The 16424-nt window shown below is 59.7% G+C and carries 14 protein-coding genes; 6 read left to right on the forward strand and 8 right to left on the reverse strand.

What is annotated here, in order from left to right:
* The first annotated feature begins 518 nt into the window (after positions 1 to 518).
* Positions 519 to 2138, forward strand: a complete 1620-nt coding sequence (locus tag KUF73_RS22845; protein WP_256345673.1) for a hypothetical protein — start codon at positions 519 to 521, stop codon at positions 2136 to 2138.
* Between the two features lie 84 nt (positions 2139 to 2222).
* Here KUF73_RS22845 and KUF73_RS22850 read toward each other — a convergent pair whose 3' ends face one another.
* The 7 genes from KUF73_RS22850 to bioB form a co-directional block, all read right to left on the reverse strand.
* On the reverse strand, positions 2223 to 4028 hold the full coding sequence (locus KUF73_RS22850; protein ID WP_218440280.1) for a phenylacyl-CoA dehydrogenase: 1806 nt from the start codon (positions 4026 to 4028) through the stop codon (positions 2223 to 2225).
* A gap of 278 nt (positions 4029 to 4306) precedes the next feature.
* Complete coding sequence (locus KUF73_RS22855; protein ID WP_218440281.1) at positions 4307 to 4603, reverse strand: pyrroloquinoline quinone biosynthesis protein PqqE; 297 nt, start codon at positions 4601 to 4603, stop codon at positions 4307 to 4309.
* Positions 4604 to 4725: 122 nt separating this feature from the next.
* Positions 4726 to 5406, reverse strand: a complete 681-nt coding sequence (bioD, locus tag KUF73_RS22860; RefSeq protein WP_218440282.1) for a dethiobiotin synthase — start codon at positions 5404 to 5406, stop codon at positions 4726 to 4728.
* Positions 5403 to 6215: a malonyl-ACP O-methyltransferase BioC gene (bioC, locus tag KUF73_RS22865; RefSeq protein ID WP_218440283.1), complete on the reverse strand. Its 813-nt coding sequence runs from the start codon at positions 6213 to 6215 to the stop codon at positions 5403 to 5405. Before bioC ends, bioD begins: the two co-directional genes overlap by 4 nt.
* Positions 6208 to 6939 (reverse strand): alpha/beta fold hydrolase, encoded by a 732-nt coding sequence (locus tag KUF73_RS22870; RefSeq protein WP_218440284.1) that lies wholly within the window; start codon positions 6937 to 6939, stop codon positions 6208 to 6210. The genes bioC and KUF73_RS22870 overlap by 8 nt, the downstream gene beginning before the upstream one ends.
* Positions 6932 to 8110 carry an 8-amino-7-oxononanoate synthase gene (bioF, locus tag KUF73_RS22875; protein ID WP_218440285.1) on the reverse strand — a complete coding sequence of 393 codons (1179 nt, stop codon included), beginning with the start codon at positions 8108 to 8110 and terminating at the stop codon, positions 6932 to 6934. The genes KUF73_RS22870 and bioF overlap by 8 nt, the downstream gene beginning before the upstream one ends.
* Before the next feature lie 135 nt (positions 8111 to 8245).
* Entirely contained in the window at positions 8246 to 9301 is a 1056-nt protein-coding gene (gene bioB, locus KUF73_RS22880) for a biotin synthase BioB (protein ID WP_149416497.1), read from the reverse strand.
* A 92-nt stretch (positions 9302 to 9393) separates the two neighbouring features.
* Here bioB and KUF73_RS22885 point away from each other — a divergent pair, with 92 nt between their 5' ends.
* The 5 genes from KUF73_RS22885 to rarD all read left to right on the forward strand — a co-directional run bounded on the left by KUF73_RS22885 (position 9394) and on the right by rarD (position 15273).
* Positions 9394 to 10134, forward strand: a complete 741-nt coding sequence (locus tag KUF73_RS22885; RefSeq protein WP_218440286.1) for a ComF family protein — start codon at positions 9394 to 9396, stop codon at positions 10132 to 10134.
* A 185-nt stretch (positions 10135 to 10319) separates the two neighbouring features.
* Positions 10320 to 11084 carry a TOBE domain-containing protein gene (locus tag KUF73_RS22890; protein ID WP_218440287.1) on the forward strand — a complete coding sequence of 255 codons (765 nt, stop codon included), beginning with the start codon at positions 10320 to 10322 and terminating at the stop codon, positions 11082 to 11084.
* 67 nt (positions 11085 to 11151) lie between these two features.
* Complete coding sequence (locus KUF73_RS22895) at positions 11152 to 13053, forward strand: PhoX family phosphatase (protein WP_218440288.1); 1902 nt, start codon at positions 11152 to 11154, stop codon at positions 13051 to 13053.
* Positions 13054 to 13250: 197 nt separating this feature from the next.
* Complete coding sequence (locus KUF73_RS22900; protein WP_218440289.1) at positions 13251 to 14225, forward strand: serine/threonine protein kinase; 975 nt, start codon at positions 13251 to 13253, stop codon at positions 14223 to 14225.
* A 160-nt stretch (positions 14226 to 14385) separates the two neighbouring features.
* Positions 14386 to 15273 (forward strand): EamA family transporter RarD, encoded by an 888-nt coding sequence (gene rarD / locus KUF73_RS22905; RefSeq protein WP_218440290.1) that lies wholly within the window; start codon positions 14386 to 14388, stop codon positions 15271 to 15273.
* Positions 15274 to 15488: 215 nt separating this feature from the next.
* Here the strand turns inward: rarD and KUF73_RS22910 are convergent, their stop codons facing one another.
* Positions 15489 to 16007, reverse strand: coding sequence for a glycine cleavage system protein R (locus tag KUF73_RS22910; protein WP_218440291.1), 519 nt, complete (start codon positions 16005 to 16007; stop codon positions 15489 to 15491).
* Positions 16008 to 16424: the final 417 nt, after the last annotated feature.

A 16424-nucleotide genomic window follows, 5' to 3' on the forward strand; every position in this document is an offset into this window, starting at 1 on the left:
GGTATATATCCCCCCCTACATTGGTGAATATCAATTTAACAGTGTTGCGTGCAATACCTTCCATGACAGCACAGCCCGCATGTTTAATGCACTGGCCATTGTTTGTGCCAATCAGGCACGACAACTGCTAAGTACGCCTCAGGCTCAAGGAAATGTCTCTCGCGATTGTGTCCCTAACCGGCCAACACATCGCGGATCGGATGCATCTGAAGGGTGAGAGGCGATCGCGTACTGACCGTACAGAATCTCAACCACTTATCTCTTTGGATCGAGCCCACTCGACGCTCACGCCTTTTTTGTCTTTCTTGCGCGGGATTCAGCGCATCAGCAGGCGTGCGAGTCGATTGGCCGGCAACTGGTTCTGCATGATTTTGGAGAGATCCATGAGCTTATCCACACTAGCAAAAACGCTCGCTATACCACCGTTCCACAAGCGAACCATTGCCTTGTCAGGTCGCCACGGGCTGCTGGCCTGTGCCGCTGTCATCGCGTTGGCCTTTGGAGGTGCAGGCCCTGCAATGGCTAAAAACGGGACGGCCAAACCACCCGTCAAGGGTGCAACATCGCCCTTCTCGACGCCCACGCTACCCGATCCGGTATTCGCCAACCCGAATGCGGTTCATGGCTTCGACGTCACCGGGTTTATCCAGAACATGACCTTGGACCCCACCAATGCTAACTGCCCAGGCACCACTGACCCTGGTCGTTACGGGGGCACCGTCCAACTGAACGGCGTCACGATAACCGTCCCTTGCAACACGATTATGCAAATGCCGGCCAACACCCTGAGCTGGGCGGACTTTGTCCACGGTGGCTCACTGGCACTCAACAAAACACCACCGGCTTATCCTTCGTTCGAGATCCATGTGGTGGGCAACTTTGTCGCCGACAAAAAAATTGCCGGGCTGATTTTTGTCTCGCAGCAATCAGCCAATGCTGGCGCCGGCTACATCTCCCGAATCGACTACACCAACGGCAACATCGAAGTTGACAGCGGCAACCCTTCGTTACCGACGATCATCCAGATCAACGATCCGAACGGACGCTTTGGCCGCCCACAAAGCCCCGACCCTCGCTTCTCCGTCGATGACGCCAACCCCACCATTCATGCCGCCACCGGTTATCCGATGTGTGTACCGCGCACCATCTCCGGGGACGACGCACTCTGCCCGCAGAAAAACCGGCCTAAAGTGGTTACCGCGACGACCACCAACAATTGCCGTAACTTCAGCCAGGCTGGCGTGACACTGCCGGCCAGCGGAGAGCTTTCGGCGCCGGCGATCGGTCAGGTCTTTTGCAGCCAGTACGTCATGAAGCGGTTCAGCGATGCGACACGCACCGCGACAGACCCTGACCCGACGCAACAGGCTCCATTCGAAGTTGGCGACTTCATCAGCTACTCCGGCACACTGTTCAAATCGGCGACGTCAGGCAGCCCTGACTTCATCTCCGCGCACACCATCGAGGCCAATGTCGGGATCTACACCCAGCCGGGTACTCAGCCCAGCTATCTGTCTATCGGCGAATTTGGTCTGGGCACTGCTGACCCTGCGGCGGTCGCTATCGGCGGTGCAGCTCAAGAAACACAGGACCGGATTTTCCTTGAAGCCTCGACCACCGACATCAAGACCCCGGTCGATATTTATCTGATCGATGTCAATCCATCGACGGGCGTTCAGACCAATCGCTGGGTGACCCCCTTTGAGATGACCGGTGAATGCGACCCTTCCACAGGCCTGGCCGCCAGCTGCCTGGGAGCCCCGGGCGGCATCACGACCCAAAACCTGGGTGCCCAGCCACAACGTGCCAGGCTTCGGGCAGCCAAGGCCCCGACCGGACTGCTCAGCCAGCCGACGCGTACCTTGCGGGTCATTGCGCGTTCCCTGTGTGCGCCACAAACGTCTCTGTCCCAGACCGCCGTGGACAATTGCATCCAAAACGCCAGCCGGCTGACCGTAGCCAACGGTTTGACTGCAGGACAATACGTGGCACCGGTGTTCGAATTCATCTTCCCGGAAGGCGTCAAACCCGGCGATCCAATGGTTCCGAACGACTTCTGGCACCTGCCGTTCATACGCAATGGAGAAGGCACAAGCACCCCGACTGGAGTCGGCCCTCTGGAACCGACGCCATGGTAAGAAGCGGCTGATCGCAGAAAATGAAGCAAAAAAAACCGCCGATCCCGAGGGAACGGCGGTTTTTTTCAGGTGCTTCGCTAAGGCTTAATAGCCCAGATCGAAGTTTTCTTCTTTCATGTCCATCAGGTTGTTGGCGCCCGACAGCATGGTTGCAACGTGAGTGCGTGTACGCGGCAGGATGCGCTGGAAGTAGAAACGCGCAGTCTGCAGCTTGGCGGTATAAAACGCTTCTTCCGAGGTGCCAGCAGCCAGTTTTTCGGCCGCCAGGCGCGCCATGTCAGCCCAGAAGTAGGCCAGGCAGGCGTAACCGGAGTACATCAGGTAGTCCACGGAGGCCGCGCCGACTTCTTCGCGATCTTTCATGGCGGCCATACCGACCTTCATGGTCAACTCGCCCCATTCCTTGTTCAGTGCAGCCAGCGGTGCGACGAACTCCTGAACGGCTTCGTTGCCTTCGTTGGTCTGGCAGAACTTGTGAACGATCTTGGTGAAGCCTTTCAAAGCCTCGCCTTGAGTCATCAGCACTTTACGGCCCAGCAGGTCGAGTGCCTGGATACCGGTGGTGCCTTCGTACAGCATCGAAATGCGGCTGTCGCGAACGTTCTGCTCCATGCCCCATTCGGCGATGAAGCCGTGGCCGCCGTAGATCTGCACGCCGTGGTTAGCCGACTCGAAGCCGACCTCGGTCATGAAGGCCTTGGCGATTGGGGTCATGAATGCCAACAGAGCGTCGGCTTTCTTCTTCTCTTCTTCGTCCACCCCGTACTTGACGATGTCGACTTGCTTGGCGGTGAAGTAAACCATCGCACGGTTGCCTTCGGCGAACGCCTTCATGGTCAACAGCATGCGACGTACATCAGGGTGCACGATGATCGGGTCAGCGGCTTTGTCCGGCGCTTTGGGGCCAGTCAGCGAACGCATTTGCAAGCGATCACGAGCGTATTTCAGGCCGCCCTGGAAGCCGATTTCGGCGTGGGCCAAACCTTGCAGTGCGGTACCCAGGCGTGCGGTGTTCATGAAGGTGAACATGCAGTTCAGGCCTTTGTTCGCCGGGCCGATCAGGAAACCAGTGGCCGCGTCGAAGTTCATCACGCAAGTGGCGTTGCCGTGGATGCCCATCTTGTGTTCCAGGGAACCACAGGACACCGCGTTGCGCGCGCCGATCGAACCGTCTTCGTTCGGCATGAACTTTGGAACGATGAACAGCGAGATACCTTTGGTGCCAGCCGGTGCATCCGGCAGGCGGGCCAGCACGATGTGGACGATGTTGTCGGCCATGTCGTGTTCACCGGCCGAGATGAAGATTTTGGTGCCGGAGACTTTGTAGGAACCGTCGGCCTGAGGCTCGGCCTTGGTGCGCAGCATGCCCAGGTCGGTGCCGCAGTGAGGCTCGGTCAGGCACATGGTGCCGGTCCATTCGCCGGAAACCAGTTTGGTCAGGTAGGCGTGCTGCTGCTCTGGCGTGCCGTGCTCGGAGATGGTGTTCATCGCGCCATGCGACAGGCCCGGGTACATGCCCCACGACCAGTTGGACTCGCCAACCATTTCGCTCACAGCCAGACCCAGGGATTCCGGCAGGCCTTGGCCACCGTGCTCCACGTCATGGGCCAGGCTTGGCCAGCCGCCTTCGACGAATTGTTTGTAGGCTTCTTTGAAACCGGTCGGGGTTTTAACGCCGGACTCGCTCCAGGTGCAGCCTTCGATGTCGCCCACGCGGTTCAGCGGAGCCAGTACCTGCTCACAAAACTTGGCGCCTTCTTCGAGAATGGCGTCAACCATGTCCGGAGTTGCGTCTGCGCAAGCCGGAAGGCTCTGATAATGCGCTTCGTAGCCGAGCAGTTCGTCACGAACGAAGCGAATATCACGCAAGGGGGCCTTGTAGTCAGGCATAGCGATAAACCTCTGCTGATGTAACCGGGAATGAGCGACCGTGTCGATTTGCTGCGACGGTCAAACAGTTGTTTGAAACATACGTTTACGCCCAAATCTTGTCAAGCGCCGATCTTTTGCCGTTCGTCATCATGCGCTGCAAATACAATTGCCCACAGCGGCGCAACGCGGTTGACTGAGCAACACGCCGTACAGGAAAGATTAGTGTGGGGAGAAGGCGTTACGTAGAAAAACGCCGCGAAAAGTCGCGGCGTTAGAAAAGTGGCTTTAGCGAAGGATCAGGCGAACGTATCGATTAGAGTGCCCAGCACTTCATCGGAAGTCTTGGCGACTTTCGCACCCAGTTCCACCTGAAATTTGCCTTGGGACATTTCGATCACATTACTGGCCAGGTTCGATTGCTGGCTGCGATCGACCGAAAGCAGGCGATCAACCTGAGCTTCGGAAGACTGGCTGGTAACCGAACGTTCAATCGTATTGTTGGCGATTTGGCCAGCGGCTTGATCGACTCGGTTCTGCCCTGTCTGAACAGTGCTCAGACCGGCATAGAAAGCGGTGTTTCCTGAGATTTCCATGGGAGAACTCGTCCTTGCAAAGGATCAACAGCGGCCATTGAATCAGACCCAACAGCAAAAGGCCCGACAAAAACACTAATGGCACAGTGCCTTGTCATAGGCAAAACCCTCTTTGCAACAAATCAGTCCAGCAGATCCAGCTGCAGATGCTCTGCCACAGCGTCCGCCGTCACGAGCTTGAGCTTCGGCACCCGCCCCAGACACGGTGCCGGGATTCGCTCGGCGAGGGTCGCGAGATTTTCTTCCAGCCGCGAAGTCTTCGGATCGATGATATTGGCCACCCAACCCGCCAGCTGCAAACCGTCCCGGGCAATCGCCTCGGCCGTCAGCAAGGCATGGCTGATGCACCCCAGGCGAACGCCAACCACCAGAATCACTGGCAAATTCAGCGCAATCGCCAGGTCTGACAGGTTGTCCTGATCTGCCAAAGGCACGCGCCAGCCACCGGCACCTTCGATCAAGGTGAAATCGGCCTGCATGTCGAGGATCTGCCGCATGGGCGTCAACAGCGACTGTACCGTCAGCGCCACACCCGCTTCACGCGCGGCCAGATGCGGGGCGATGGCGGGCTCGAACGCCACCGGGTTGACCTGTGCATAGGTCAACGGCAGCGAACATTCCGCCAGCAGCGCCAGGGCATCAGCGTTGCGCAAACCCTTGGGCGTGACATCGCAGCCCGAGGCGACCGGTTTGCCCGCCGCCGTGCTCAGGCCTGCTGACCGTGCGGCATGCAGCAAACCGGCAGCCACTGTGGTTTTGCCGACATCGGTATCCGTGCCGGTGATGAAATAGGCTGCGCTCATAAGGGTTTCTCCATAACGGCGTACACCACTTGATAAGTCGCCGGCAGGCCTTGGGCCTGACGAAACTGCTCATAAGCCTCGATCAAACCCAGAATCCGTGCCCGACCGGTCAAACCACCCGGCCGACCAGGATTCAGGTTATGCGCGCCCAACGCCTTGAGCTCATGGGTCAGGCTGCGCACATCCGGGTAATGCAGCACGTGTGGGCGCGTTTCCAGGCTGATTGCCTGCAAACCACTGGCCGCACACAACTGTTGATAAACCGCGAACTCACGGAAGCGGTTGACGTGGACCATACCGTCTACTTGCCGCCAACTGTCACGCAGTTCAAACAACGTGCCCACGCATAGACTAGCAAACGCAAAAATACCGCCTGGTTTCAGCACCCGATGGGCTTCGCTGAGCACCGAAGCAAAGTCCGCGCACCACTGCACTGCCAGGCTGGAAAAAATCAGGTCACAGGCCGAATCCTGCAGCGGCAAACGCTCGGCGTCGCCGGCAATGAAGTGCGTTGCGCCGCCCAATGGCCGGGCGTGATTGAGCATGCCTTCAGCAATGTCCAGCGCCACACCTTGAGCCTCGGAAAAGCGCTCGCCCAGCGCACGACTGAAGTATCCGGTGCCGCAACCAAGGTCCAGCCAACGTGCCGGCACGAAATCACCCGGCAAACGGTTCAACAATTGGCTGCCGACATCACGCTGCAACTCGGCCACGCTGTCGTAACTCGATGCCGCACGGGAAAAGGAAGCCGCTACCTGGCGTTTGTCGGGCAAACCGCCGGGTACGTTGGGAAGGGATAAATCAGTCATCACCGGACTCATGCAAAAAGGCCTGGATCGCCCCCGCTACACCGTGGGGGTCTTCCAGAAGAAACGCGTGGCTGGCCTGTTCAATCAGGCCGATTTCGACATCTGGCAGCAATACCAGAAGTTCTCCGGCAGCTTCGGCTGGAACCAGTCCGTCGAGGCCGGCGAACAAATGCAACTGCGGACCACGGAAAGCCTGCAAGGCCTGCCGGGTGTCCAGTTGTGCGAGCAATTCCAGGCCGTTCATCAACACCGGCGCAGTGGTATGTGGTGCGCCACCGAGCAACAGCCGTGACAACCCGCGCGAGTCTTCGGCGCCTTGTGCGCAAAGCAGCGAAAAGCGTTTCAAGGTCATGCGCGGGTCGGCAGCACAGCCCGCCAGAAACGCATCGAACGTTTCACCGGGCATCGCGCTCGGCCACTGCTCATGGCTGACAAAAGACGGGTTGCTCGCCAGCGTCAGCAAGCCGCAGCAACGGTCACCGCGACGCGCCGCCAACTCGGACGCGAGCATGCCACCCAAGGACCAGCCGCCAAGCCAGGCATCCTGCGGCACCGTCGAGTCGAGCTCATCGAGCCACTCTTCAAGATCACTCGATTCCAGCTCCGGCAACGGCTCGATTTCCACACGCAGGTGTTCATCCAGGCCCTGCAAGGCCGCCGCCAACGGTTCCAGCGGCGAAACTCCGAGGCCCCAGCCGGGCAGCAGAATCAGGCGATCACGCATGGCTTGGCTCCGGTCCAAGGTGTTGAAAGCAATCGGCCAATCCTTCTAACAATAGCTGCACCTGCGCCTCGCTGTGGGCGGCGGTCAGGGTTACGCGCAATCGGGCACTGCCGGCAGGCACAGTTGGCGGGCGGATGGCGGTCACCATCAACCCGCGTTCGCGCAGCATCTGCGACAAGCGCACCGCGCGCCCGGCGTCGCCAATCATGATCGGCTGGATCGGTGTGAAACTGTCCATCAGCTCCAGGCCAATCTGCTCGGCACCGTGGCGGAACTGGCGGATCAGCGTCTGCAAATGCTCGCGACGCCAGTGCTCACTGCGCAGCAACTCAAGGCTTTTCAGCGTGGCACAGGCCAGCGCCGGAGGCTGGCTGGTGGTGTAGATGTAGGGGCGGGCGAACTGGATCAGGCTTTCGATCAGCTCTTCGCTGCCGGCGACAAAAGCACCGGCCGTGCCGAATGCCTTGCCGAGGGTACCGACCAATACCGGAACGTCTTCCTGACTCAGGCCGAAATGCTCGACGATGCCACCCCCATTGGCACCCAACGGACCAAAACCGTGGGCATCATCGACCATCAGCCACGCGCCCTTGGCCTTGGCTTCTCGCGCCAGCGCCGGCAAATCGGCGATGTCGCCGTCCATGCTGAACACGCCGTCGGTGACCACCAGCGTATTACCGGTGGCTTTCTCAAGACGCTTGGCCAGACTGGCTGCGTCGTTGTGCAGATAACGATTGAAACGTGCGCCGGACAACAGCCCCGCATCCAGCAACGATGCGTGATTGAGCCGGTCTTCAAGCACCGTATCGCCCTGTCCCACCAGCGCCGTGACAGCGCCGAGGTTGGCCATGTAACCGGTGGTGAACAACAACGCTCGCGGGCGACCGGTGAGGTCGGCTAGTGCTTCTTCCAACGCGTGATGCGGGCCGCTGTGGCCAATCACTAAATGCGAAGCACCGCCGCCGACGCCCCACTTCGAGGCACCGGCGCGCCAGGCCTCGATCACTTGCGGGTGATTGGCCAGGCCCAGGTAGTCGTTGTTGCAGAACGCCAGCAATGGCTGACCATCGACCAGCACTTGCGGGCCTTGCGGGCTTTCGAGCAGCGGGCGCTGGCGATAAAGGTTTTCGGCACGGCGGGCAGCAAGGCGTGCGGCGAGATCGAAAGACATGCAGGCCTCGCGAATGGGAAAGGTGCGCGACCCCTGTAGGAGCTGCCGAAGGCTGCGATCTTTTGATCTTGCTTTTAAAAACAAAATCAAAAGATCGCAGCCTTCGGCAGCTCCTACAAAGAATCCTCAGCGTGATTAAACAGCTGCGTTATAAAACTGCTCGCTGCTCTTCTGCTCCACCAGCGCCTGCTCGATCGCAGCCTGATGCACTTCGTCAGCATGCTCTTCCCGAGCTTCCGGCAGGATGCCCAGACGCGAGAACAACTGCATGTCTTTGTCCGCCTGCGGGTTGGCGGTGGTCAGCAGTTTGTCGCCGTAGAAAATCGAGTTGGCACCGGCGAAGAACGCCAGGGCCTGCATTTGCTCGTTCATCGCTTCGCGGCCAGCAGACAGTCGCACGTGGGATTGCGGCATCAGAATCCGCGCAACCGCGAGCATACGGATGAAGTCGAACGGGTCGATGTCGTCGGCATTTTCCAGCGGCGTACCGGCGACTTTCACCAGCATATTGATTGGCACCGACTCAGGATGCTCTGGCAGGTTAGCCAACTGGATCAGCAGATTGGCGCGGTCATCGAGGGACTCGCCCATGCCGAGGATGCCGCCGGAGCAGATCTTCATCCCCGACTCACGCACGTAGGCCAAGGTCTGCAGGCGCTCGCCGTAGGTGCGGGTGGTGATGATGCTGCCGTAGAACTCCGGCGAGGTGTCGAGGTTGTGGTTGTAGTAATCGAGGCCTGCATCAGCCAGGGCCACAGTCTGGTCCTGATCGAGACGACCGAGGGTCATGCAGGTTTCCAGGCCCATGGCTTTCACGCCTTTGACCATTTCCAGCACGTACGGCATGTCTTTAGCCGACGGGTGTTTCCACGCCGCGCCCATGCAGAAGCGGGTCGAACCGATGGCCTTGGCGCGAGCAGCCTCTTCGAGGACCTTCTGCACTTCCATCAGTTTTTCTTTTTCCAGGCCGGTGTTGTAGTGACCGGACTGCGGACAATATTTGCAATCTTCCGGGCAGGCACCGGTTTTGATCGACAGCAGGGTCGATACCTGGACGCGGTTGGCGTCGAAATGCGCGCGGTGCACCGTCTGGGCCTGGAACAACAGGTCGTTGAATGGCTGAACGAAGAGTGCTTTGACTTCGGCCAAAGACCAGTCATGACGCAGGGTTGCAGTGGTGCTGGCGCTCATGGGCGTATACCTTTTTATGCTTTGGCAGGCGACGGGGAAATGGAATCCCCACGGTCGCATCACAGATGTTTCGGCATATTTAAGGAAGAGCGATGCGCTGTCAACCACGATACAGAGGGCCGGTTTACATCTGGTTAAAAAACAAACAACCCTGTTTGCTTTGCAATGAAGCTGCCGAGGGTGCCACGCCCATCTGCATGGGTTGCGAAACCGACCTGCCGTGGCTGAGCGATCACTGCCAGACCTGCGCCCTGCCCTTGCCCGCTGCAGGCCTGACGTGCGGGCAGTGCCTGAAGCAGCCGCCAGCCTTCGAACGGGTCGTGGCCCCGTGGACATACAGCTTCCCGGTCGACAGCCTGATTACCCGCTTCAAGCACAGTGCAAAATGGCCCTTTGGCCACCTGCTCGGCGAACTTCTCGCGCAATCGCTGCAACATCGTTTCGAAGATGATCTGCCGCGCCCCGACGCACTGGTGCCGGTGCCGATGGCCACCCGACGTCTGCGCCAACGAGGGTTCAATCAATCCGCCATGCTGGCGCGCTGGCTCAGCGTCCACCTCGCCATTCCCTCCGACGAACGGCTACTACTAAGGACCCAAGACACCAACGCCCAACAAGACCTGAACGCCGAGGCACGCAAAAAAAACCTGCGTCACGCCTTTGCCCTGGCACCGAATGCGTCACCAAAGGGGCGTCACCTGGCCTTGGTGGACGACGTGCTAACCACGGGCGCCACGGCTCAGGCACTTGCCCGCCTATTGATGGACGCAGGTGCCGCTCGGGTCGACGTCTATTGCCTGGCCCGCACGCCGAAACCTGGCGACACCGCGTAACCTGAAAACACAAACCCTGTGGGAGCGAGCCTGCTCGCGATAGCGATCTGGCACTCAACATCTATGTCGAATGTGAAACCCTCATCGCGAGCAGGCTCACTCCCACAAGTATTGTGGCTTGACTTGACTCCCGAGCCCCGAGCCGCCAACGTCCTCATCATCGTCACAGCCCAAAGCGTCTTGCCATGTCCATGCCTACGTTGTTGTCCCAGCACATTGTCCGCCGCCCGCAACGCATTGCCCTGCTGCAACACATCGCCGAGCAGGGTTCGATCACCCGCGCCGCGAAAAGCGCTGGCCTGAGCTACAAAGCCGCCTGGGACGCCATTGACGAATTGAACAACCTTGCGGAAAAACCGCTGGTGGAGCGCGTTGTCGGCGGCAAGGGTGGCGGGGGCGCCAAACTGTCCAGCGAAGGCGAACGCGTCTTGCGCCTCTATCAAAAGCTCCAGGCGTTGCAGGCCCAGGTGCTGGAAGCCGCTGAAGAGGCCAGCGACCTCGATCTGCTTGGGCGCTTGATGCTCAGGACCAGCGCGCGCAATCAGTTGCATGGCAAGGTCTCGACCATTGAAACCCAGGGCCACAACGACCGCGTTCGCCTGGAATTGGCCGAAGGCCTGAGCATCGACGCGCAAATCACCCACGACAGCACCCTGCGCCTGGACCTGCAAACCGGCACCGAAGTCGTGGCCCTGATCAAGGCCGGCTGGCTGGATGTGTTGGGCAGCGAAGACGACGCAACACCAGGACACAATTGCCTGGAGGGCATCATCGAGGAAATTCTCGATGCCGAAGACGGCCCCTGCGAAGTGCGCATCAGCCTGCCCAACGGCCAGACACTCTGTGCCCTGGCCGAGCCCTGGCACTTGCGGTCCCGTGAGCTGATCGCCGGAAAACAGGTACGCGCGCAGTTCTCGCCGTCCAACGTCCTGCTTGGCACGCCGCTGTAATTACAACTGCAACAAAAGCTTCATCGACCCGCATTAAGGTGACTGCAAAAACCGCAGGGAGCCTGATGTGAGCCTATTAGAAGACAACCAACCCACCGACCTTGAGCAAATGGTCGGCTTCAGCCGTCGCGGCTTTATCAGCGCAGGAGCCCTGTGCGGTGCCGCGATGTTCCTCGGCGGCAACCTGCTGAGCCGCAGCGTGCTGGCCGGCAGTGTCAGCGCCGGCACCAGCCAATTGTTGGGTTTCGACAGCATTCCCGCCGCCACCAGCGATGCCATCAGCCTGCCGCCAGGCTACAACTCTTCGGTGCTGATCAGCTGGGGCCAACCCCTGCACAAAAACGGCCCGGCCTTCGACCCGAGTGGCAACGGCAGCGCCGAGCATCAGGAAATCCAGTTCGGCGACAACAACGACGGGATGAGCCTGTTCGCCTTCCCCGGTGACAACAACCGGGCACTGATGGCGATCAACAACGAATACACCAATTACCGTTACCTCTACCCTCATGGCGGCATGCCGCAGTCGGCGCAAGACGTGCGCAAGGCACTGGCCTGTGAAGGCGTGTCGGTGATTGAAGTGCAGCGTAAAAACGGTCACTGGCAATTCGTCCAGGGCTCGCACTACAACCGACGCATCCACGGCAATTCGCCGATCAGCCTGAGCGGCCCAGCGGCCGGCCATGACCTGTTGAAGACCAGCGCCGATCCGCATGGCCAAAAAGTCCTCGGCACATTCCAGAACTGCGCCAACGGTAAAACCCCGTGGGGCACTTACCTGACCTGCGAAGAGAACTTCACCGACTGCTTCGGCAGCAGCAATGCCGAGCAGAAGTTCGACGCCGCACAGAAACGCTACGGCGCCGTGGCAACCAGCAAAGAAATCAACTGGCACCAGCACGACCCGCGTTTCGACCTGGCGACGAACCCTAACGAACTCAACCGTCACGGCTGGGTGGTCGAAATCGACCCGTTCGACCCGCAATCGACGCCGGTCAAACGTACCGCACTGGGCCGTTTCAAACATGAAAACGCTGCCCTTGCCGAAACCGGCGATGGACGCGCCGTGGTCTACATGGGCGACGACGAGCGCGGTGAGTTCATCTACAAATTTGTCAGCCGCGACAAGATCAACCACAAAAACCCCAAGGCCAACCGCGACCTGCTGGACCACGGCACCTTGTACGTGGCGCGCTTCGACGCTGGCGACGGCAATGCCGATCACCCCAAGGGCCAGGGCGAGTGGATCGAACTGAATCACGGCAAGCACGGCATCGACGCCAGCAGCGGCTTTGCCAATCAAGCCGAAGTGCTGATTCACGCGCGCCTCGCGGCCAGCGTGGTCAAGGCCACACGCATGGACCGTCCGGAATGGATTGTCGTCAGCCCCAAGGACGGCCAGGTCTACTGCACCCTGACCAACAACGCCAAACGCGGCGAAGACGGGCAACCGGTGGGTGGGCCGAACCCGCGCGAAAAAAACGTCTACGGACAAATCCTGCGCTGGCGCACCGACCGCGACGATCACGGCGCCAATACCTTTGCCTGGGATTTGTTCGTGGTCGCGGGCAACCCGGGCGTGCATGCCGGTACGCCGAAGGGTGGGTCCTCGAACATCACCCCGCAGAACATGTTCAACAGCCCGGACGGGTTGGGCTTCGACAATGCCGGGCGCCTGTGGATTCTTACCGATGGCGATATGAGCAATGCCGGTGACTTTGCTGGCATGGGCAACAACCAGATGCTCTGCGCCGACCCTGCGACCGGCGAGATTCGTCGCTTCATGGTCGGGCCGATGGGTTGCGAGGTGACGGGGATCAGCTTCTCACCGGATCAGAAGACGTTGTTTGTCGGGATTCAACATCCGGGGGAAAACGGCGGATCGACCTTCCCGGAGCATTTGCCCAATGGCAAACCGAGGTCTTCGGTGATGGTAATTAGCCGCGAAGATGGTGGGGTCGTCGGCGCCTGATAGGCCCTCTTCGCGGGTAAGCCTCGCCCCTACAGATCATGCGCGATGTCTAAATCGGCGCATGACCTGTAGGAGCGAGGCTTGCCCGCGAAGGCGTCAGCACGAACATCACTCATCTCAAGCGAACCCCTAAACAAGCCCCGTCTGCGCTACCATGCCTGGCCGGACGCAGCAGCCTGCTGCGCGCAGGAGTCAGCATGACCCACCCGTTTGCAACCCTCACCCCAGACCTCGTGCTCGACGCTGTCGAAAGCATCGGCTTTCTCAGCGACGCGCGCATTCTGGCGCTCAATAGCTACGAGAACCGTGTCTATCAGGTCGGCATCGAAGACTCCGAGCCGCTGATCGCCAAGTTCTACCGCCCGCAGCGCTGGACCAACGAAGCGATTCTGGAAGAACACCAGTTCACCTTTGAACTCGCCGAATGCGATGTGCCGGTGGTTGCGCCGATGATCCACAACGGTGAAACCCTGCACGAACACAACGGTTTCCGTTTCACCCTGTTCCCGCGCCGTGGCGGCCGCGCGCCAGAGCCCGGCAATCTCGATCAGTTGTATCGCCTGGGGCAACTGCTCGGTCGACTGCATGCGGTGGGCAAGACCAAACCGTTCGAGCACCGCGAAGCGCTGGGGCTGAAGAACTTCGGTCACGACTCACTGACGACCGTACTCGAAGGTAATTTCGTCCCCAAAAGCCTGCTGCCGGCCTACGAGTCGGTGGCCCGCGACCTGCTCAAGCGTGTGGAAGAGGTCTACGCCGCCACACCGCATCAGAACATCCGCATGCACGGCGACTGCCATCCCGGCAACATGATGTGCCGCGACGAGATGTTCCACATCGTCGATCTCGACGACTGCCGCATGGGTCCGGCTGTGCAGGACATCTGGATGATGCTGGCCGGTGACCGCCAGGAGTGTCTTGGGCAGTTGTCGGAATTGATGGACGGTTACAACGAATTTCATGATTTCGACCCACGGGAACTGGCCCTGATCGAACCGTTGCGCGCCTTGCGCCTGATGCACTACAGCGCGTGGCTCGCCCGCCGCTGGGACGACCCGGCGTTCCCGCGCAGTTTTCCGTGGTTCGGCACCGAGCGCTATTGGGGCGATCAGGTGTTGGCCTTGCGTGAGCAGCTGGCAGCGCTGAATGAAGAGCCTCTGAAGCTTTTTTAATTTCAAGATCAAAAGATCGCAGCCTTCGGCAGCTCCTGCATCGGAATGCAATCAATGTAGGAGCTGCCGAAGGCTGCGATCTTTTGCTTTTCAGAAGCGACACATCTATACAACCGCCCTACAATCCCCCCTTTGTCAGCTGCCTGAGCAAGGATTCTGCATGCAAGCCGCCAACCCGCGTCGCGGGTACATTCTGGGCCTGAGTGCCTACATCATCTGGGGACTTTTCCCGCTCTACTTCAAAGCCATCGCCAGCGTGCCCGCCGTGGAAATCATCATCCACCGAGTCCTGTGGTCCGCGCTGTTCGGCGCCTTGCTGCTAATGGTCTGGAAGCATCCGGGCTGGTGGCGTGAGCTGCGAGAGAACCCGCGACGGCTGGCGATCCTGGCACTCAGCGGAACGCTGATTGCGGCCAACTGGCTGACCTATGTGTGGTCGGTCAATAACGGGCGCATGCTTGAAGCCAGTCTGGGCTACTACATCAACCCGCTGGTAAACGTGCTGCTGGGCATGTTGATTCTCGGCGAGCGCCTGCGACGCATGCAGTGGGTCGCGGTCGGTCTGGCAGCAATCGGCGTTGCGCAACAAGTATGGCAAGTCGGCAGTCTGCCGTGGGTGTCACTGGTGTTGGCGCTGAGCTTCGGTTTCTATGGGCTGATTCGAAAACAGGCACCGGTCAAGGCGCTGCCGGGATTGGTGGTGGAAACCTGGATGCTGGTGCCGATTGCCGTCGCCTGGTTGCTGTTCAATCCGACCGCAGCGAGCGCTCAACCTGAGTTCTGGACCACATCCGAAGCCTGGTGGCTAGTCGCTGCCGGTCCGGTTACCTTGGTGCCACTGGTGTGTTTCAACGCCGCGGCGCGGCATTTGCCCTACACCACTCTGGGTTTCCTCCAATACCTCGCGCCGACATTGGTGCTGCTGCAGGCCGTTCTGCTGTTTGGCGAGCACTTGTCATCCAGCACACTGGTGGCGTTCATCTTTATCTGGGCCGGGCTGGCGGTTTACAGCCTCGATGCGTGGATAAGTTTGCGCCGCCGCAGCTGATCAAAAAACGCACAAACCTTTGCAGGCCACGTATTCCGTGGCCTGCATCATTCCTTCCCAAGGTTATCCACAGCCTGATCCCCGGCGATTGTGCGCAAGTTACTGAAACTGCTGGTTTTTTGATCAGATCCTGAAAAGCCCCGGCCGGCGTGGCCTGGCGGGCTGTCTCTACAGGTTATCCACAGGCAGGTGCACGTTTAACTTGGATAACCTGATCACGGTTCACTGCGCAGCACCAACTCGACCATCAGGTCATCCGCCAGGGTTTCCAGGCGCGATTGCAGCACGTCCAGCGATAACGTCAACGGCACGGCGAGAATCGCTTCGGCGTGGAACAGCGGCTCGCTGCTCATCGGTGCCGGACGCACCTCCGTCACCAGTCGCTCCAGATTCACCCCCTGCTCGCTGAGCAATCGGGTGATATCACGCACAATCCCCGGCCGGTCGTTACCCACCAACTCCATGGCAATCGGTTTCCAGGTGCAGGATTGTTCTATGCCGCTTTCCGCGATCAGCACGCGAATGCCGTGCGCCGACAAACCTTGCAGGGCATCGACCAGTGTGTCGTAGGCTTCAGCGGGCACGCCCACCCGAAGGATCCCGGCAAATTGCCCGGCCATGCGCGACATGCGGCTTTCCAGCCAATTGCCGCCCTGCTCGGCAATGCATTGGGCAATGCGCTCGACCTGCCCTGGCTTGTCCGGAGCGAATACAGTGAGTACGAGGTGGTCCATGGCGCAGCCCTCTTGTCATGACTTTTGTTATAGAAAACCAAGTATAGGCAAGGGTTGACCCCTCGCTGAGTCGACCGACGCCTTCGCGGGCAAGCCTCGCTCCTACAAGGATTGCGTTGCCCTGTAGGAGCGAGGCTTGCCCGCGAAAGAAGAGACACCGAGCCTGCTGAACACGAAAATCGTGTACAACTTTTTATATTTAACTGGAACAATCTCATACTTTTTTGAGAACATCCCGTGCCTCGCCGTGACTGCAATGCGTCATGGGGTCGCAGAACGACGTAATTAGTCTGATTTTCACAAGCGCAATTCATCATGTAGTATGCCGCAGCGCGCACTACATAACGTTGGATCGATGTCTGCCACAGGCGCAGCCGCATCCCTGAAAGCCCCGTCAGCAAGGCCTCCGCGCCTTTG

Source organism: Pseudomonas sp. PD9R (assembly GCF_019200975.1).
Taxonomy (GTDB): Bacteria; Pseudomonadota; Gammaproteobacteria; order Pseudomonadales; family Pseudomonadaceae; genus Aquipseudomonas.